Origin of the sequence: Ewingella sp. CoE-038-23, from assembly GCF_040419245.1 — a bacterium.
In the GTDB taxonomy this organism is placed as follows: Bacteria; Pseudomonadota; Gammaproteobacteria; order Enterobacterales; family Enterobacteriaceae; genus Ewingella; species Ewingella allii.
Map to the genome: position 1 here is coordinate 1580023 of NZ_JAZHOH010000001.1, position 17650 is coordinate 1597672.

The 17650-nt window shown below is 54.0% G+C and carries 17 protein-coding genes; 9 read left to right on the forward strand and 8 right to left on the reverse strand.

The window, feature by feature from the left end; genetic code table 11:
- Window positions 1-3: 3 nt before the first annotated feature.
- Entirely contained in the window at window positions 4-1566 is a 1563-nt protein-coding gene (locus tag V2154_RS07440) for an EAL domain-containing protein (protein ID WP_353501684.1), read from the reverse strand.
- A 237-nt stretch (window positions 1567-1803) separates the two neighbouring features.
- On the opposite strand from V2154_RS07440, the gene V2154_RS07445 reads away from it, so the two are divergent.
- A complete protein-coding gene (locus tag V2154_RS07445) occupies window positions 1804-2814 on the forward strand; it encodes an alpha/beta fold hydrolase (protein WP_437341995.1) in 1011 nt (336 codons plus the stop codon).
- Window positions 2815-2876: 62 nt separating this feature from the next.
- On the opposite strand, the gene V2154_RS07450 is transcribed toward V2154_RS07445, so the two are convergent.
- Window positions 2877-4508: a phosphoethanolamine transferase gene (locus tag V2154_RS07450; RefSeq protein WP_353501685.1), complete on the reverse strand. Its 1632-nt coding sequence runs from the start codon at window positions 4506-4508 to the stop codon at window positions 2877-2879.
- A 343-nt stretch (window positions 4509-4851) separates the two neighbouring features.
- Between V2154_RS07450 and lpxA the strand changes: the two genes are divergently transcribed.
- Window positions 4852-5640 carry an acyl-ACP--UDP-N-acetylglucosamine O-acyltransferase gene (lpxA, locus tag V2154_RS07455; protein ID WP_185688035.1) on the forward strand — a complete coding sequence of 263 codons (789 nt, stop codon included), beginning with the start codon at window positions 4852-4854 and terminating at the stop codon, window positions 5638-5640.
- A gap of 22 nt (window positions 5641-5662) precedes the next feature.
- Here lpxA and V2154_RS07460 read toward each other — a convergent pair whose 3' ends face one another.
- From V2154_RS07460 to V2154_RS07475, 4 genes are all read right to left on the reverse strand, one after another.
- Window positions 5663-6667 (reverse strand): DUF2891 domain-containing protein, encoded by a 1005-nt coding sequence (locus tag V2154_RS07460; protein WP_353503943.1) that lies wholly within the window; start codon window positions 6665-6667, stop codon window positions 5663-5665.
- A 30-nt stretch (window positions 6668-6697) separates the two neighbouring features.
- Complete coding sequence (locus V2154_RS07465) at window positions 6698-7648, reverse strand: DUF979 domain-containing protein (protein WP_185688033.1); 951 nt, start codon at window positions 7646-7648, stop codon at window positions 6698-6700.
- Window positions 7645-8334, reverse strand: coding sequence for a DUF969 domain-containing protein (locus V2154_RS07470; protein WP_185688032.1), 690 nt, complete (start codon window positions 8332-8334; stop codon window positions 7645-7647). The genes V2154_RS07465 and V2154_RS07470 overlap by 4 nt, the downstream gene beginning before the upstream one ends.
- Window positions 8335-8696: 362 nt before the next feature.
- Entirely contained in the window at window positions 8697-9356 is a 660-nt protein-coding gene (locus V2154_RS07475) for an epoxyqueuosine reductase QueH (RefSeq protein WP_353501686.1), read from the reverse strand.
- Between the two features lie 211 nt (window positions 9357-9567).
- Between V2154_RS07475 and V2154_RS07480 the strand changes: the two genes are divergently transcribed.
- The 7 genes from V2154_RS07480 (at window position 9568) to dsrB (ending at window position 14384) form a co-directional block, all read left to right on the forward strand.
- Window positions 9568-10578: an AI-2E family transporter gene (locus V2154_RS07480; protein WP_353501687.1), complete on the forward strand. Its 1011-nt coding sequence runs from the start codon at window positions 9568-9570 to the stop codon at window positions 10576-10578.
- Between the two features lie 234 nt (window positions 10579-10812).
- On the forward strand, window positions 10813-11871 hold the full coding sequence (locus V2154_RS07485; RefSeq protein ID WP_353501688.1) for an NAD(P)-dependent alcohol dehydrogenase: 1059 nt from the start codon (window positions 10813-10815) through the stop codon (window positions 11869-11871).
- Between the two features lie 97 nt (window positions 11872-11968).
- Window positions 11969-12097 (forward strand): hypothetical protein, encoded by a 129-nt coding sequence (locus V2154_RS07490; RefSeq protein ID WP_353501689.1) that lies wholly within the window; start codon window positions 11969-11971, stop codon window positions 12095-12097.
- On the forward strand, window positions 12073-12417 hold the full coding sequence (locus tag V2154_RS07495; protein ID WP_034789488.1) for a hypothetical protein: 345 nt from the start codon (window positions 12073-12075) through the stop codon (window positions 12415-12417). Before V2154_RS07490 ends, V2154_RS07495 begins: the two co-directional genes overlap by 25 nt.
- Before the next feature lie 181 nt (window positions 12418-12598).
- Window positions 12599-13513, forward strand: coding sequence for an ion transporter (locus tag V2154_RS07500; RefSeq protein ID WP_353501690.1), 915 nt, complete (start codon window positions 12599-12601; stop codon window positions 13511-13513).
- 259 nt (window positions 13514-13772) lie between these two features.
- Window positions 13773-13982 (forward strand): transcription antiterminator/RNA stability regulator CspE, encoded by a 210-nt coding sequence (cspE, locus tag V2154_RS07505; RefSeq protein WP_034789491.1) that lies wholly within the window; start codon window positions 13773-13775, stop codon window positions 13980-13982.
- A gap of 201 nt (window positions 13983-14183) precedes the next feature.
- The gene (gene dsrB, locus V2154_RS07510) at window positions 14184-14384 is read left to right on the forward strand and encodes a protein DsrB (protein ID WP_353501691.1); all 201 of its coding nucleotides are present in this window, start codon (window positions 14184-14186) and stop codon (window positions 14382-14384) included.
- Window positions 14385-14472: 88 nt separating this feature from the next.
- Here the strand turns inward: dsrB and V2154_RS07515 are convergent, their stop codons facing one another.
- Both V2154_RS07515 and V2154_RS07520 read right to left on the reverse strand, forming a co-directional pair.
- A complete protein-coding gene (locus tag V2154_RS07515; RefSeq protein WP_353501692.1) occupies window positions 14473-16182 on the reverse strand; it encodes a methyl-accepting chemotaxis protein in 1710 nt (569 codons plus the stop codon).
- Window positions 16183-16449: 267 nt separating this feature from the next.
- On the reverse strand, window positions 16450-17640 hold the full coding sequence (locus V2154_RS07520) for a glycoside hydrolase family 88 protein (protein WP_353501693.1): 1191 nt from the start codon (window positions 17638-17640) through the stop codon (window positions 16450-16452).
- Window positions 17641-17650 lie beyond the last annotated feature (10 nt).

Genomic DNA, 17650 nt, shown 5'->3' on the forward strand with positions numbered 1-17650 from the left:
ACGTTACGCCTTGCCAAGAGTTATCGGCGCGGGAGAATCGGACTGCAACCACTGCTTGGAGAACTCTTCTGGTGTCACGGGTTTACCGAAGAAGTAGCCTTGGAAGAACTCCAAATGATACGGCGTTAAGTAATCGACCTGCTCCTGCGTCTCAATGCCTTCCGCCACTATCACCATATCTAGCCTTTTGGCTAAATCAATCACGTTATCGACGATATGCCCGGAAAGCGCGTCAGTGCCGATACGGCCGATGAAACTCTGGTCAATCTTCAAAAAGTCGATATGGAATTTTTGTAAGTAGGTCAGGCTGGAGTGGCCGGTGCCGAAATCGTCAAGTGCGATAGACACGCCGAGGCGACGCAGGGCTTTGAACAGGCTGTCGGTGATGTCGCTCGGCTCAATCAGCTCGCGCTCGGTCAGCTCCAGCACCAGATTGATTTTTTTGCCTTTAAAGGCGTCGAGGAAGGTTTTGCAATCTTCAATCAGGCTCAAATCTTTGAAATGGCTGGCACAGATATTAAAGCCGAAATGGAAACCGTCCGGCAGGGTCGACAGCCGAGGGGCGAAATACTCGTGAGTCTGGGTCATCAGTTGGCGCGTCATCTCGACAATCATCCCGCTCTCTTCCGCCAGCGGAATAAACTGGTAAGGCGGCACCAGCCCGGCCTGCGGATGCTGCCAGCGCATCAACACTTCACAACCCGTCAACTGATAATGGGTGCCATCCACCACCGGCTGGAAGTAGGGCACAAACTCGCGGTTGGCGACGCTGGCTTTTAAAATCGCCAGAGGCGTGCCGACGCGTCCCAGCAGCATATAGGTCATCAACCCCATGAATACGCCGAGCAGCGGGAACAGCAGCAGGCTGAATGGCGAGTAGTCGAGCACGTAGCGCCAATGGTTGACGTGTTGAACTAACAGGGCGATTTGATAGGGATAGCGGGTGGAATCCAGACGCAGGCGCGTGCCTTTGAGGTTGTCTGCTCCTAAATGCACTTTGCCCTGATGGTCCATCCACTGGTCGCCAATGCGAATGATCAGTGACGAGTGGGTGCTGAGCAGGTCGAGGATGTTATGCATGTAATAGCCATCCACGCCAATCAGTACGCTGTTATCGCCGTGCTGCTGGCGGTAGGCGATCAGCGGATGCTGCGGCGTCACGGCGTTGCCGGTCATCAGGTACAGCTTGCCGCCGACATACTGCCGGTCATTGATCGCGCCCTCTTGCGGGCCAAACAGCGCGGTGCAGTAGATGGTGTCACCGGTCGCCAGATTCACCGTGCGTACGTTGGGGACAATGGCAATTTGCCGCCGCATCTCCAGCACCACGTCGCGACTACAGGATTGCCCGAGGTAGGGCTGCAAGGCGGTGGCGGCCTGGTCGGCATTATCAAACATCTTATCAATCTGCTTCACCGCCTGCTCTAAACGCTGCTGGCCGTCATGTTGCAGCCCTTGCATGGTTTGCCAGGAAACGGAGGCCACGCCAAGCCCGACGATCAGCAGGAAAACCAAGGCTGACGCGGTGATGCGGATATAAGGTCGAATGATTTTGGCTCTTAGCAAAATGAAGAGTCCCGAGGTCATAATTGAGAGGCGAAGTAATAGGCTAAATATAACCTATTACTGTTAAAACTGTTTTTAAAAACAGGCGAATATGATGTTTCTGAGCGTATCATCTGGCTTAGATCAATACTCTTATACACGGGGGTTTACATTCTTAGGATTTCTTTGATGGCTTATACTTTGTAGGATTTGTTTTTTAGGCGGTCAGTTGGCCGCGATGATTTTAAGGATTGAGCGATGCCCTCCCCACTGAAATTTCTGCTTCCCGCCGCCTTGTGTTCCCTGCTGTTAAGCCCCCTGGCGATGGCCGATACTCCCTCTTATGGCCCGCAGCTTGAGGGGTTTACTTATCCTTATCCGCAAAAGCACTTCTCCTTTAACTCTCAGGGCGAAACTCTGCAAATGGGGTATATGGATGTCGCGCCGGTCGGCCATAAAAATGGTCAGACGGTGGTGCTGATGCATGGCAAGAATTTCTGCGGCGCGACCTGGGGCGACACCATCAAGGCGCTGGCGGGCAAGGGCTACAGGGTGATTGCGCCAGACCAGATTGGTTTTTGTAGCTCGACCAAGCCGGGCGACTACCAGTACAGCTTCCAGCAGCTGGCGACCAATACCCATGAGTTGCTGAAAAGTCTGAATATTAAGAAAGCGGTGATTGTCGGGCACTCTACCGGCGGCATGCTGGCGACGCGCTACAGCCTGATGTTCCCCAATGAAGTCTCAAAGCTGGTGATGGTCAACCCTATCGGGCTGGAGGATTGGAAAGCCAAGGGCGTGCCTTATCGCACGGTAGATCAGTGGTATGACCGCGAGCTGAAACTCTCGGCTGATAGTATTCGTCAGTACGAATTGAAGACTTACTACGTCAATAAATGGAAGCCGGAGTACGATCGCTGGGTAGACATGCTGGCGGGACTGAATAACGGGCCGGGGCATAAGCTGGTGGCGTGGAACTCGGCGCTGATTTACGACATGATTTTCACCCAGCCGGTGGTCTACGAGTTTAAAGACCTTAAGGTGCCGACCACGCTGATGATTGGGACTTCTGACACCACGGCGATTGGCAGCGACATCGCGCCGCCGGCGGTGAAAGCCAAGCTCGGCCATTACAATGTGCTGGGCAAGCAGACCGCCAAGCTCATTCCCCACGCCAAGCTGATCGAATTTAAAGGGCTGGGCCACGCGCCGCAGATGGAAGAGCCGGAGAAATTTAACGCCGCGCTGCTGAAAACCCTCGCGCAATAACAGCATCCGCGCGGCGAACATGAGGGGCACGCCGCGCGGATTCACTCTCTTAACTCGCTGCCTTAATTGGCCGTTTTACATTCGCGTAGAATATCCAACTGCGGGTCCAGCTCGTGGGTCTGCACGTTCATGGCATCCAGAACGGTGTGGAATAAATTATCCTGCGACACCTCGGCATTTTTGCCTTCCCCGTGTAAACACGACAGGTTGACGCCATTGGCACTGGCGTAGCCTGGCGACAGCCAAAACAGCATCGGCACGTGAGTCTGTTCCGCCGGCGCCACGCTGTAAGGCGTGCCGTGCAAATACAGGCCATTTTCCCCCAGCGACTCACCGTGATCCGACAGGTAAATCACCGCCACGTTATAGCTGTCCTGATACTGTTTGGCTTTCTCAATCACCTGAGATACCACGTAATCGGTGTAGCGCAGCGTGTTGTCATAGGTGTTGATCAGCTGCTCGCGCGAGCAGTTTTCAATATCGCTGCGCGGGCAGTCCGGTTTGAAAACGGCAAACTCCGGCGGATAGCGTTTGAAGTAGGTCGGCCCGTGGCTGCCAATCAGGTGCAGGCCAATCAGCCGGTTTTTACCGTCGCGTTTGATGTCGGCGTCGAGATTATCTAGAAGCGCCATGTCATAGCAGGTGTTGCCGTCGCACTGTTTGTTGTCTTTGGCGGTGCTGATGATGACGTTTGGCACTCTGTCGCACACGCCCTTACAGCCTTCGTCATTATCTTTCCACGACACGGATACCCCGGCGCGTTGCAGAATATCCAGCAATCCCTCGCTATTGCGCGCTTTATTGTTGTTGAAGTCGACGCGCTTCATATTGGAGAACATGCAAGGCACCGAAACTGCCGTGGCGGTGCCGCAGGAGCGGGTGTGGTTGAAGTAAACCACGTCCGGTATTTTCTGGGTGAAGGCGTTGGTGGGCTGGCTATAGCCGCCGGAAGATTGATTCTGCTCGCGCGCCGTCTCGCCAATAACCAAAAACATCAGGGTTGGTTTTTGCGCCGGTGACTGCACCAGCTTGGCATCTTCGCCAATTTTCTCGAACGGCCCGTCGTGGGTGAAGTAGCGATGGTTGTAATACTGGAAGGCGCTGTAGAGATAGTTGGTCGGCACAATTTCCAGATTTAGCGTGCGATTGCTGCGGCCCACCGAGGCGTAGTCTTTGTAATACACCCCGGCCACGGCGGCGACCACCAGCAGTGAGAGCAGCATGGAGAGCAGGCGCACGCCAAGGCGGCGCAGTGCCGATTTCGGGTAGCTGACCTGAGTGAAGAACAGCAGCACGGCAGGCAGCAGGCCGGTGAACAGCACCCACAGCACCACGGAGAGGTTGAGGTAAGAAGAGGCTTCGCTCTGCTGGGTCTCAACAACGTTTTCAATCATTCCACGGTCAAACACCACCTGATATTTAAGCATGGCATAGCTGACCAGGGCGCTTATCGGCAGAATGATAATGAAGAAGGGTTTAAGTAACGGCCGAAAGCTGAACGGTGTGAAGACGAAATTCAGCGCGACAAACAGCACCAGCGGAATGGTGAGAGCAAAGCCCAGATTGTAGGCCGGCAGCGCGTTAAGGATCCGATAGAAGTGCAATAAAATGGGGAAGTTAACGACAAAGGTAAAGTAAAGACTCAACAGTAAAGTCAGCCAAAGGTAGCTGACTTTCGGAATAAAATTACGCAAGAAATGCTCCAACGAAAAGGGTCAATACCGGGGAAATTCTGAAGCTGAATGTCTCAACCTGACGCCACTTTAGCGATGCAAGCTTAAGAAAGCCTTAACCTGCGTTTGCAGACAGTTTATGGGCCTAAAGTTCATAAAATAAATAAAATATATAACCGTCTTTTGGCGGCGCAACGCCGTATGCTGGGTAACTCGCACGGCCTGGAAATTTCAGGCGTGGTGCTCTCTCCGTGCTTTCTGAATGCCTTCTGTTTTTTCAGCGCGACCTCGAATTTTGTCCGTTTTCTTCTTATAGAAAGCTTGTCTCAGAGACTGATTTAATCGGGTTCTGGAGGGTTTAGCGTTGATCTCAAATTCTGCCACGGTGGCAACTCAGGCAATTATTTCTCCCGGCGCGATTATCGGCGCGGGGGTGCAGATTGGCCCATTCTGCCTAATTGGCGAGCACGTCGAGATAGGTGAGGGGACGGTGATTGCCTCCCACTCGGTGATCAACGGCCACACGCGTATTGGCCGCAATAACAACATTGGTCGCTTCTGCTCGATTGGCGAAGTGAATCAGGACTTAAAATATCGCGGCGAGCCAACTCGAGTTGAGATTGGCGACAATAACCAGATTGGCCGCAACGCTACCATCCATCGCGGCACCCAGCAGGGCGCGCAGACGACTATTATCGGTCATCGAAATCGGCTGTTGTCCAATGTTCACGTTGGCCACGACTGCCTGATTGGCAGCAGCACCGAGATCGGCAATAACACTGCTCTGGCGGGGCACGTGGTGTTGCGGGACTTTGCGCAGGTCGGCTCAATGTGCGCGATTCACCAGTTTTGCATCATCGGCTTCTCGGCGCTGATTGCGGAGCAATCCTGCGTGGTTCAGGACATTCCGCCGTTCGTCCGTGCCAGCGGCAACCGCGCCGTGCCGCAGGGGTTTAACCTGTTGGCAGAAGCTTACCTCTCTATCGATAAGCAGCAGCAGGCCGTGATGCGCCGAGTGTATGAGCAAATCTATCATTGCGGAATGGCGATTGAAGCCTTGAAAGTAGAGGTGCAGCGCCTGAGTAAAGCACACCCCGCGCTGCGCTGTTTTGAGGATTTCTTTGCTTTATCCACTCGCGGCATCATTCGCTGATGCCGCGAGTGGCGGGGGATTATCAGGCTTCCAGCGCCAGCAGGGCGAAGGTTGCCAGCCAGTGTTGGCCCATATAATCCGTGTCGAGGTGGTCCAGCGCGCTGTCTAAATGCTGCTGGGCGCTGTCACGCAGCGGGGCGACGCGCGGGTCGTCTGTCGGCAGGGCCGCCGCCAGCGAACGCTGACACCATGCGCGGCTGAGATTCAACCCATCCAAATGACCAATCTTGCCGTCAGTTCGGTCCGTGACCGTGGCGGGCACAAACAGCGTTTGCGGCTGGCGCCGGGCCAGATCCGGCAAGAAGTTACTAAACCACTGGGAAAACTCGGCCTGCGGCAACACGCGGCGCATCAATTCGGCTTCCATCAAAGACGGGGATAAAAACTCATCGCCGCCCGGTTCCCACGCCTGACAATTCACATCATGCAGATGCCAGCGTTTGGCAGCCTCTTCGATTTGCGCGGTTAAGGCGTCATTCGCCACGCTGCGCGAATACTCTAAAGCCAGCGACAGGGCAAACGCGGTGTTGAAGTGGCTCCCTACCCGCAGCGGATAGGTGGCTTTCGGCAGAAATTCACAAAATGCCTGCTCGAAGAACTGGCTCATCGGCGCCAGCGTTTTCGCCCAACCGGCGGCCTGCGGCAGCTTCATGGCGTTTAACTGTTGCACCAGTCGCAGGAACCACGCCCAGCCGTAAGGCCGCTCGAACCCTTTATGCTGCGGCTGCTGTAAATAGGCCATCTCCCCGGCAACGTTTTCCGCCGTGAAGTGCTGCTCAACAATGGCAATAATCTGCTCGGCCTGCGGCAGTTGCGGGTATTTGTCGATTAAGCGCAGCAGCAGCCAGTAGCCGTGAACGCAGGAGTGCCAGTCATAACTGCCGTAAAAAATCGGGTGCAGCGCGCGCGGCGTTAGGGCGTCTTCTGGCCCGCTCATGGCATGCATCAGCTTATTGGGAAACTCGCGGTTCAGGTGATCCAGCGCCATCAGGGCAAAGCGGGACGCCATTTCTGGCGTCAGTTGCATCGTCATTTTCAATCTCTCCCGAGTTGGCGGTTAGAAGCGGAACACGAATAAATACATCAGCGCGGTGTTCACCAGCAGTAACAGGGCGCCGGTCAGCCATTGCGCCTTGATGACACCGTTTTTATCCTGAAGCTCGAGCAGCGCGGCGGGCACGATGTTGAAGTTGGCGGCCATTGGCGTCATTAGCGTGCCGCAGAAGCCGGACAGCATACCGATAGCGCCCATAATCGCCGGATTTCCGCCCAGCTGGTTGACGATCAGCGGCAGGCCGATACCCGCGGTCATCACCGGGAAAGCGGCAAAACCGTTACCCATGATCATGGTAAACAGCGCCATGCCGAAAGTGTAAGCCACGATAATCGCCAGCGGCGAACCCAGTGGAATGATGCTTTTCACCAAGTCGGCCACCACGCCACCGACGCCTGCCAGAGCAAAGAGCGCGCCCAGCGCGGCGAGCATCTGCGGCAAAATTGCCGCCCAGCCCACGGTATCCATGGTCTGCCCGCCTGCCTTGATGGCCTTCAGCGGCGAGTCGCGCAGCATCACCAGCGCCACGATAAAGGCAACCAGCGTGCCTAGCACCAGTGAGATCAGCGTGACGTTTTTGGCTTCCACCAGACCGGTATTTTTTAGGGTCAGGGTACCGACCAAGGTCACGATAGGGATCAGCAGGGCCGGAATAAACAGCTTGTTGCCAAAGCGCTTGGCGCCGGCTTCACGTCTGGCGGTGGCTTCCGGCTGGTCGTTATCCGACTTGCCTTTGCCCAGTTTGCCGGTCCCGGCAATCACCGCCAACAGGATAGCCATACAGCCCGTCACGAAGTGCGGCAGCTCGCCGCCAAGCAGGAAGGTCACGCCATACACTCCCCAGAACAGGGCGTTAACCAGACGGCGGTTGTTGGTTTTGTCATACAGATTGAAAATGGCGTAGGCGCAGAACATCAGGCCCGCGAGGATATAAACCGATTCTAAGCTGATCATTTGGCAATGCCTCCATGCTGAGCATCAAAACGCTTGGCCAGCGAGCGATCCAGCAGCCACAGGCGAATAAAGTGAATAATAAGCGCGGCAATGGCGGTGGGGATGGCCCAAACGGAGAGGTGTAGTGGCTCGACGGAGATCCCGTTTTGCTCCAGGAAGCCTTTGATCAGCAAGATAGATTGCACGGCGATAAAAATATCTTCACCGAAGAACACCGCGATGTTATCGACGGCGGCGGCATTAGCGCGAATTTTCTGGCGAACGTCATTAGGCAAATCGCCATACTTAGTGACCGCCGCGGCTTCCGCCATTGGGGCAATCAGCGGGCGCACCATCTGCGCATGGCCGCCCAGCGAGTTCAGCCCCAGCGCGGCGGTGACTTGGCGCAGGAAGAAGTAGAGCATCAGCACGCGCCCGGTAGTGGCGGCGTGGATCTTAGAGATCAGGTCGCGCGCGCGCTCTTTCAGGCCGCTGCGCTCGAGGATGGCAATAACCGGCAGCGTCAGCCAAATCAGTCCCATATAGCGGTTCTCGGTAAAGGCTTTACCGAAGGCGCTGATGATATCCACCGTGTGCATGCCGCCCGCCGCGCCGGTAGCGATACCGGCAATGGTGACGACTAAAAGTGGATTAAACCGCAGCGCAAAGCCCAGCACCACGATCGGGATGCCTATTAATACCCACATATTTCTTACCCCTGTTGTCTGTAATCTGTGAATGAACTCAACGTCCTGTCTTTATATTTTTTAAGCTGCGCGTTGCTCGCTAATAACCACAAAATAACCTTGAGTTATAAAGTAGACGAGTGAGGAATAACGCTCAGCTTTGTTCGGAAAGTACCAAGCAGTTCGGTGCAGCGCAAGACTGTGAATTGATAAGTGGCAGGACAAGAGGGAGGAAAATAAGCGAGTCTAAGATAAAGCTCAGGCTAATTAACTGGGTGTTTTATTTAGCGTGGAATATTGTGCGGGGCGATAAGTTTAGATTAGTGAATTAACCCCGCGAGACAGGTTGCGGGGTTAATGAACAATAAGGCGATGGTTAAAGCTTATTCGTCGTCTTCGTCGCCGTAATATTTTACGCCGAGCTTAATCAGGTCGCGGCCTTGAGCTTTGCGGTGCAAATTGCTGTCGCGCAGGGAATAAACGCAGCCGCAATACTCTTGCTGGTAGAAGCGTTCGCGCTTGCTGATTTCAATCATGCGCGCCGAACCGCCTTTCTTGCGCCAGTTATAGTCCCAATAGACCATGCCCGGATAAGGCGCCGCCGCACGGTCGCCGCAGCCGTTAATCTGTTTCATGTCTTTCCAGCGGGAAATACCCAGCGAGCTGGAAATGGCGCTGAAACCGTGTTCATAAGCGTACAGCGCGGTGCGCTCGAAACGCATATCAAAACACATAGTGCAGCGAATGCCGCGTTCAGGCTCGTTTTCCATGCCGCGCGCGCGTTCAAACCAATTATCGGTGTCGTAGTCGGCATCAATAAATGGAATGCCGTGCTGTTCGGCAAAGCGCATATTCTCTTCTTTGCGCAGGGTATATTCTTTTTGCGGGTGAATATTCGGGTTGTAGAAGAAAATGGTGTATTCAATGCCCGAGGCTTGAATCGCTTCCATGACCTCGCCGGAGCAGGGTGCGCAACAGGAGTGAAGCAGTAATTTATCATGCCCGTTAGGCAGGGACAGTTTTTCTCGGATCAGTTCGGACATCTTCTTCGCCTGTTACTAAGATTTTCTTTATCAAAATAGAATCATCATGATGGTTGATGCCTATGATAAAAGACAGTGCGCCACTGTCAAAAATTTCTTATTGATCTCCTGAATGACAACTTGGGCAATAATCAACAATGTTATGCTAACGACCGGGATGTTGGCCGAGCACGGCGCAATGCCCAGCAATTGAATGTTAAGGACGCAGACAATGCAGTTAATGAAATCGCACCATATCCGCTGGCTGAGTTTATTTATCGTGATGGGGGGGCTACTGTTGGTGCTGCCTCTGCACCTGTTGGCATGCTTTATCGCCGGATTCGTGGTGTTCGAGCTGGTTAATGGATTAACACCGCATTTCCAAAAAATCATCAGTGGCGATCGCGCCCGCTGGCTGGTGGTGGCGCTCATCAGCACCGTAGTAGTGAGCGTGCTGATTCTGGCGATTGCCGGGATTATCGACTTCCTGATGGATGATATTAAGAACCCGGTGGCCTTCAACGCCATGGTTTCTCGCTTGCTGAGTGACGCACAGGGGCGCATTTCGCCAGTCATGTTGCACTATCTGCCCGCCAATATTGAAGAGCTACAGCGCCAGTTCCTGCAATGGGTGCGCGAACACGTCGCCATGATTCAAACCGTGGGCAAAAACGCGGCCCACGCCTTTGTCACCATGCTGATTGGTATGATTCTGGGCGCGATTATCTCTTTGCAGCGCCCAGACAAAGAGAGTCAGGATGCCCCGCTGAAAAACGAACTGTTGCAGCGCGTGCGCCTGCTGGCTCAGGCATTTCGTAATGTAGTTTTTGCCCAGTTCCAAATCTCACTGATTAACACCGTGCTCTCCGGTGTGTTTCTGTTCGGCATTCTGCCGCTGTTTGGTATTCACCTGCCGTTGGCCAAAACGCTGGTGGCTTTTACCTTCATCTGCGGGCTGCTGCCGGTGATTGGCAATCTGATCTCCAATACGGTGATCTTCATTGTCGGCCTCTCCCTGTCACTGTGGGTGGGCGTCGGGGTGCTGGCGTACCTGATTGTCATTCATAAGGTGGAGTACTTCCTCAATGCGCGCATTGTCGGCACGCGCATTAATGCCAAGTCGTGGGAAGTGCTGCTGGCGATGCTTATCTTCGAATCAGCCTTCGGATTGCCGGGCGTGGTGGCCGCGCCGATTTACTACGCCTATCTGAAGAGCGAATTGAAACAAGCTGAGCTGATTTAACCTTTACCCTAGGTTCCCTTCTTGAAGTAAAACTCGTCATATTTCCCCCGGAGGTGCGGTGTTAATGCCGCACCTCTTGGGATACCGCGTCAAAAATCCTGAGAAAAACAGATTCGGGCAAGTAATCGCGAGGATCGTTATACGAAATCCTACTTCCCAAGGGGCATACTTAATATCGTTAGCGCAGGTTGCGCTGGCATTTTTGTCTAACGATAACCCCTCAGGAGAGAACTCATGACACTTAACGTCCGAGGTTTTGCTGCTACGTCAGCCACTGCGCCATTGGCACCCCACAATTTTGAACGTCGCTCACCGCGTGATACTGACGTAGTTATCGACATTATGTATTGCGGCGTATGTCACTCAGATATCCACCAGGCACGTAATGAATGGCACCAGAGCATCTATCCGCTGGTTCCGGGACACGAAATCATTGGCCGCATTACTCAGGTAGGCGCCAAAGTTAAGGGCTTCAGCGTCGGTGATACTGTCGGCGTGGGCTGTATGGTCGATTCTTGTCAGCACTGTGATTCCTGCGCCGAGAGCCTGGAACAGTACTGTGAAGAAGGCGCAACCATGACCTACAACAGCTACGATCGTCATGACAACATGATGACCTACGGCGGTTATTCAGAGCAGATCGTCGTCTCTGAAAAGTTTGTGCTGCGCGTGTCTGAAAAGCTGGATATTAAGTCTGCAGCGCCACTGCTGTGTGCCGGTATCACCACCTATTCCCCGCTGCGTCACTGGAAAGTCGGCAAAGGCCATAAAGTGGCGGTTGTCGGTCTGGGCGGTTTGGGCCACATGGGGCTGAAATTTGCTAAAGCGCTGGGCGCCGACGTCACGCTGTTCACCCGTTCCGCCGGTAAAGAGCAGGAAGCTTACCGTCTGGGTGCTGACCACGTGGTGATTTCTACGGATGAAAAGCAGATGGACGCGGTGAAAAACCACTTCGACTTCATCCTTGATACCGTGCCAAACCAGCATGATCTCAACCCGTACCTGAACACGCTGAAACGCGACGGTACCCATATTCTGGTCGGCCTGATCGAGCCAATCGAGCCTGCAATCCACAGCGGCAAGCTGGTGGGCGGGCGTAAAACCGTTGCGGGTTCACTGATTGGCGGTATCGCTGAAACTCAGGAAATGTTGGATTTCTGCGCCGAGCACAACATTGGTTGTGACGTCGAGATGATCGATATGCAGGACATTAACGGTGCCTATGAGCGTATGCTGAAAAGCGACGTGAAATACCGTTTCGTGGTGGATATGGCGTCTCTTAAAAACGCCTAATCTTCGGCGATTTGCCTGATAGTCGTCTAACTCATGCGCCTGCAAACTTCGATTTGTGGGCGTTTTTTTATGGTCATTCTGAGCAAAAAGGGGCGGGATGAAATCATTGCGTGCTGAAATTTCACCTTTCACCACTTCGCTGACTTCTCGCTTTGTGACGGCGGTGGTATTCTTCGGCTTTCGCCGAGCGAAGGAAAATCAGTGGCAAAGAATTTTGATGAATTAATCAGAGATATTGATCTGATGATTGAACACGTGGACGGTCTGAAAAACCTTCCACCGCGCGCAAAAATTGTAGATGCAGTGCCCGCTGATAAGCCTGCCTACGACTCTTTTTGTGAAATCTATGCGTTAAAAGCGGTGATGCGGGCCTTTATTTCCTCGGTCGATACCATCGTAAAAGTTCAGATTGCTAAAAAAGTCGAACAGGATATTGGCCATCTGGAAAATACCGTGCGTTCCATTGGCGGCGGCAATGCTGACCCCGAGGATTTGGCACAAATTACCGCCTACGTGCGCCATGCCGTGTCGGAATTAATGGACTAATCAGTTTATGGTCTGAATACAGAACATGGCCTGAAAATAAAAACGTCGTTTATCTATTGGGATAATCGGCGTTTTTTTATATCTGAATTTGGCTAAATAAGCCGGGAAGGGCGCGAGAATAGGTTTTCTAGCCAGAAAATAGCTATTCTTGAGCCATTATCTTCTCAGGATGAGCATTGTTATGGCACATCGGTTTCGTTCTATCGCGTTGCTGCGCAGGCGCTGCTACCAGCTGCTGTTTGATAACTATACGCGCAGCGGGCGGCGCATGGAGGCGTTCTGGGTTCTGACCGCCATCCTCAGCGTCATTGCGCTGTTCTTTGAATCCAGCGCGCACACTCTTTTCCCCCATACGCCCAACATCATGCAGTTCTTCGGTCTGATCGAGCTGGGCTTTACCGCGATTTTTACCGTGGAATATGTGTTGCGCATTTTTGCCACTCCGAGCAAAGAGCGCTACCCGCTGAGCTTCTTCGGGCTGGTGGATCTGTTGACCATTCTGCCGCTCTATATTCTCTGGCTATTCCCGTCGCTGGTGAGTACCGGCGATATGGTGGTGCTGATTCGCCTGCTGCGAATATTGCGCGTGCTGAGGGTGCTCAAGCTGCTGCGCTATATGAATGAGGCGGGTGTGCTGTGGCGCAGTTTGATGCGCGCGCGACATAAGCTGACCCTATTCTTCGGCTTCGTGGCGATCATTCTCTGCCTGTTCGGCGGGTTAATGTTTGCTATAGAAGGAGGGCGCGACGGCTTCACCTCGCTGGGGACCTCGGTCTACTGGGCGGTGGTGACCCTGACCACGGTAGGGTATGGCGATATTACGCCGCACACGCCGCTCGGACGGGTACTGGCTTCCGTTTTGATTTTGCTGGGCTATTCGATAATCGCGGTACCTACGGGGATCTTGACGGCCTATATGTCGCAAGAACTGCAAAAAGGGCGTGAGCAGCGTTCTTGCCGCCACTGTCATCACATCGGCCATGAATTAGATGCACGTTTTTGCGACCATTGTGGCACCCGATTGCCGGCGCTTAGATCTCAACTTATTGATAAAAAACCAAATAATCGTACGCTTAACGAGCGCATTGATGATTAATGCGCCATTTTCGTTACTTTAGGCAGGTTATTAGATAAAAAGAGTTGCTATTAGGAGGCAGTCATGAGTAAATACGTTCCGGCCTGTGGTACAGACCTATTTATGCACGACATCCTGAGTAAAGTGGTTCAAATTTAAAGCGTTATCCTCGATAACCCTGATCTGACGAATTTCCTTCTTAGTGCCTCCATAAGTAACGACTGAAATCCGGCTATAACATGCCCATGGTGGCTAAATTTATTTTTTAAAGGTAATTCCTATGTCTATGATGAAAGGTCAGGTTAAGTGGTTTAACGAGTCTAAAGGCTTTGGCTTCATCACTCCTGCTGATGGCAGCAAAGACGTGTTCGTACACTTCTCTGCAATCCAGGATCAAGGTTTCAAGACCCTGGCTGAAGGCCAGAATGTACAGTTCTCTATCGAGAACGGTGCTAAAGGTCCGTCTGCGGCTAACGTTACCGCTATCTAATCTCGCTTTTGCGCTGTTTACAGCACATTAACGAAGATTACAAAAACCCGCATATGCGGGTTTTTTTACGTCTGGATTTTGCCAAAGCCTTTATCTAATGCACGGTATTTCTCGCTAAACGCGTTGCCAAAGTCTAAGCCGCATGCCTTTTAAGGCGCACTGTACTACAATCAACAACATGGATAATAACGGGGTAACTCGATGAAAGTTAACGATCTGGTGACAGTTAAGACCGACGGCGGCCCGCGCCGTGAAGGCAAGGTTCTGGAAATTGAAGAGTTTTACGAAGGCGTGATGTATCTGGTTTCTCTGGAAGATTACCCGGCCGGGATCTGGTTCTTTAACGAAGTCGACAGCAAAGACGGCACCTTCGTCGAGCCTCGCGTGGCCAGCAGAGACTAACCGCTTTGGCTTTTCGCTAAAACTAAAAAACACCGGAGCAGGAGACTGCATCCGGTGTTTTTGTTTATGGGGCTAACAGCACTGGAGGTTAGAAGGTTTCCCAGTTCTGGTTATCGGTCGCCAGTTTGTTCTCTTTCAGTGGCTCAACTAATGCCAACGTCGGGCGGCGGGGCGCAGTGGTGATTACTTTGCTATCAAGGCGGAACACCGCGACGGCCTGCGTCAGGCGCTCTGCCTGCTCCTCCAGCGATGCCGCCGCCGCAGAGGCTTGCTGCACCAGTGAAGCATTCTGCTGGGTGACGCCGTCCATCTCCGATACCGCCTGACTTACCTGACTGATGCCCCGGCTCTGTTCATCTGACGCCGAGGCGATTTCGTCCATAATGTCGGTCACATGGCTGACGGCAGTGACGATTTCATACATGGTGTCGCCCGCGTCGCCGACCAGCAGGCTGCCTTCGCCCACGTGATCTACCGACTCTTCAATCAGCTGTTCAATCTCTTTAGCGGCCTGCGCGCTGCGCTGCGCCAGATTTCTCACTTCACTTGCCACCACCGCAAAGCCGCGACCCTGCTCACCGGCGCGGGCTGCCTCAACGGCGGCGTTCAGCGCCAGAATGTTGGTTTGGAAGGCAATGCTATTAATAACGTTGGTGATTTCGGCAATTTTGGTCGAACTGCGCGAGATGTTTTCCATAGTGCTCACCACGCTGGCGACGATATCTCCGCCTTTCTGCGCTTTCTCGGAGGCGTCGGCGGCCAGTTTGCTGGCATGATGGGCATTTTCCGAATTGAGTTTTACCGTGGCGGTGAGCTGTTCCATGCTGGCGGCGGTCTGCTCCAAGGCTGCGGCCTGCTGCTCGGTGCGCGAGGAGAGGTCAGTGTTGCCGCTGGCAATCTCGGTGGAGCCTTGGTAAATCGAGGTCGCACCTTCGCGCACGGTCAGCACGGTACTGGCGAGTGAACTCTGCATATGGTCAACGTTAGTGCTCAGCACGCCAATCTCATTGCGACCCGCGATGTCGGAAGGCTGGGTGAGATCTCCCTGCGCGATGTGCTGAATGCGCTTCACCAGACGGTTAATCGGGGTGATGATCACTTTGCGCATAATGAAATAGGTGATAACCGTCAGCAGCAGCGCCAGAGCAAAGGCGCCTGCCATCAGGGCGTAGCCCAGTTTGGCATCGGCGTGGGCACGCTGGTTAATCTGATTGGCGGTATCGGTGCGATAAGTAATGGCTGCCAGCAGCGGCGCGTTGTTGGCCTGATCCAGCCCGCGCAGGGTTTCGGCTTCCTGCGAAATGACTTCTTCAAAATGGGACTGGCGGGCAGACTCCAGCATCGGCGCCATGCCTTGCTTGAGATAATTGTCATATGACTTTTTCAGCGGCTCGTCGAGAGCATGGTCAGTCTCGGTTTGATGCGGACGGTCGATGTACTGCTTGAAGGCATCTTGCGACTGCTTAATGCGCTTTTGCGCCTCAGTAATGTTCTTCTCAAAGGTATCCTGATCGCTGACGCGCGCGGCGGCGGCGGCCTGAATCAACAGCAAACGCGCGGTGCGCAGATGGTTTGAACTGTTGGAAAGGGCCAGGCGAATCTGCAGCTCCTGCGTGGCGCTTTCCAACGCATCGTTACTCTGCTTGAGGAAGAAACTCGACGTACCGATGGAGAGGGCAAACAGAATGAGGATCCCGGCGAGAATGGTGCTGATCAAGGTGATCAGGCGAATATTGCTGATAAAAGAGGTGGCTGGCTTCTCGGTTGCACCGGGAATGGCCGTGGTAAAGGTGTCCATATTATTCCGCTCTGTTAGTCCTGCATGTGCGACAACTCTGGGCGCATAGGGTACAGGCCACGCACGCGAGGTTTTCTTTGCACACTTCAACAATCAGGGGTTGCCAGCGGGCTAACCCTGCCGTGACGAAAAACGCCATCTATAGTCATCGGCATTTGGCGGAGGAGGTTGAATTTATAAGTGAGATCCGGCTCGCATTTTTGTAATAAGAGCGGGGGACTGCCAGAAGTCAGGCGGCCGCAGCCGCCTTGAGGTATTGCGCAGAGTTTACCAGTAGGGTTTCCAGCACTGCGTCAGGCGTACCAGCGCCTCAACATAGAAGTAGTCGCCCCAGCTAGAGCACTGATCCACCCCTTTGCCGCTCGCCATGTGGTAGACGGAATGCTTGAGCAAGCCGTCGCAATCTTCGTCATCGGCCGCCAGATAATTGGCGGTCAGCGACGCCATAATGCGCAGCGCCATCTCCTCATAGTAGGCGCGTGTTTCATCCGTGGCGGGCAGGGCTTGAGTCAAATCCAGCAGGCCGCACACGGCGATGGCGGCGGCCGAGCTGTCGCGCGGCTGGTCGGTGCCGAGCAGGGCCAGATCCCAGTGGCAGACGTCATCTTCCGGCAGGCGATTGAGGAAGTAGTGAGCCAGTCGCCGCGATAACTCCACCATCTCCTTGTCGCCGGTATAGCGGTAACTGAGCAGGAAGCCGTAAATCCCCCAAGCCTGCCCGCGCGACCAGCATGAATCGTCGGCATAGCCTTGGTGAGTATTGCCAAAGCGCGGCTCGCCGGTCACCGTATCCATATAGTAGGTGTGGAAGGTCGAGGCGTCAGGCCTGACAATATAGTTGGCGGCCTGCTGAGCATGGCGGCGCGCGGCCTCGGCGTAGCGCGGTTCCCCGGTTTGCTCAGTGGCCCAATAGAGCAGCGGCAGGTTCATATTGCAGTCAATGATCATCCGGCCAGCCTGTTCCGGGTCACTCAAATTGCCCCACGCCTGAATAATCCCCGACTGCGGGTTAAAGCGTTCCATGAGGGCATCCGCCGCCAGCAGGGCAAAGCCTCGCGCCTCGCGATTGCCGGTGAGTCGCCACGCGCTGACGCAGGAGAGGGTATAGAGGAAGCCCAAGTCGTGAGTGGCGGTGTCGATGCGATTAGCAATTCTGTTGCCGAAGGAGAGGATGTGCTGCTCCGCCGCCAGCCGGTATTTGTCCTCGCCGGTCATCTCCCACGCCAGCCACAGCTGCCCGCTCCAGAAGCTGGTGGTCCACTCGACATTTTCGGTTAACGCAAAGTAGTTGTTTTCACAGGTTTCAGCCGGGAATTTCCCCTCGAATTTGACCCTGTTGCGGTCGATTTTCTTTAGCACCCGCTGGCGGGCTTCGGCCAACTGCTGGCGAAGAGCAATTTTGTCCAATTGGTTTAGCTCAACCGGCAGCAGCTTCTCTTTGGTTATGGTCACGGTCATTATTTCTCCC

Coding starts and splice junctions, on each gene's coding strand:
- V2154_RS07445 (WP_437341995.1), top strand. CDS start 1,804: ATGCCCTCCCCACTGAAATTTCTGCTTCCCGCCGCCTTGTGTTCCCTG.
- V2154_RS07460 (WP_353503943.1), bottom strand. CDS start 6,667: ATGCAACTGACGCCAGAAATGGCGTCCCGCTTTGCCCTGATGGCGCTG.
- V2154_RS07465 (WP_185688033.1), bottom strand. CDS start 7,648: ATGATCAGCTTAGAATCGGTTTATATCCTCGCGGGCCTGATGTTCTGC.
- V2154_RS07470 (WP_185688032.1), bottom strand. CDS start 8,334: ATGTGGGTATTAATAGGCATCCCGATCGTGGTGCTGGGCTTTGCGCTG.
- V2154_RS07475 (WP_353501686.1), bottom strand. CDS start 9,356: ATGTCCGAACTGATCCGAGAAAAACTGTCCCTGCCTAACGGGCATGAT.
- V2154_RS07480 (WP_353501687.1), top strand. CDS start 9,568: ATGCAGTTAATGAAATCGCACCATATCCGCTGGCTGAGTTTATTTATC.
- V2154_RS07485 (WP_353501688.1), top strand. CDS start 10,813: ATGACACTTAACGTCCGAGGTTTTGCTGCTACGTCAGCCACTGCGCCA.
- V2154_RS07490 (WP_353501689.1), top strand. CDS start 11,969: ATGAAATCATTGCGTGCTGAAATTTCACCTTTCACCACTTCGCTGACT.
- V2154_RS07500 (WP_353501690.1), top strand. CDS start 12,599: ATGGCACATCGGTTTCGTTCTATCGCGTTGCTGCGCAGGCGCTGCTAC.
- cspE (WP_034789491.1), top strand. CDS start 13,773: ATGTCTATGATGAAAGGTCAGGTTAAGTGGTTTAACGAGTCTAAAGGC.
- dsrB (WP_353501691.1), top strand. CDS start 14,184: ATGAAAGTTAACGATCTGGTGACAGTTAAGACCGACGGCGGCCCGCGC.
- V2154_RS07515 (WP_353501692.1), bottom strand. CDS start 16,182: ATGGACACCTTTACCACGGCCATTCCCGGTGCAACCGAGAAGCCAGCC.
- V2154_RS07520 (WP_353501693.1), bottom strand. CDS start 17,640: ATGACCGTGACCATAACCAAAGAGAAGCTGCTGCCGGTTGAGCTAAAC.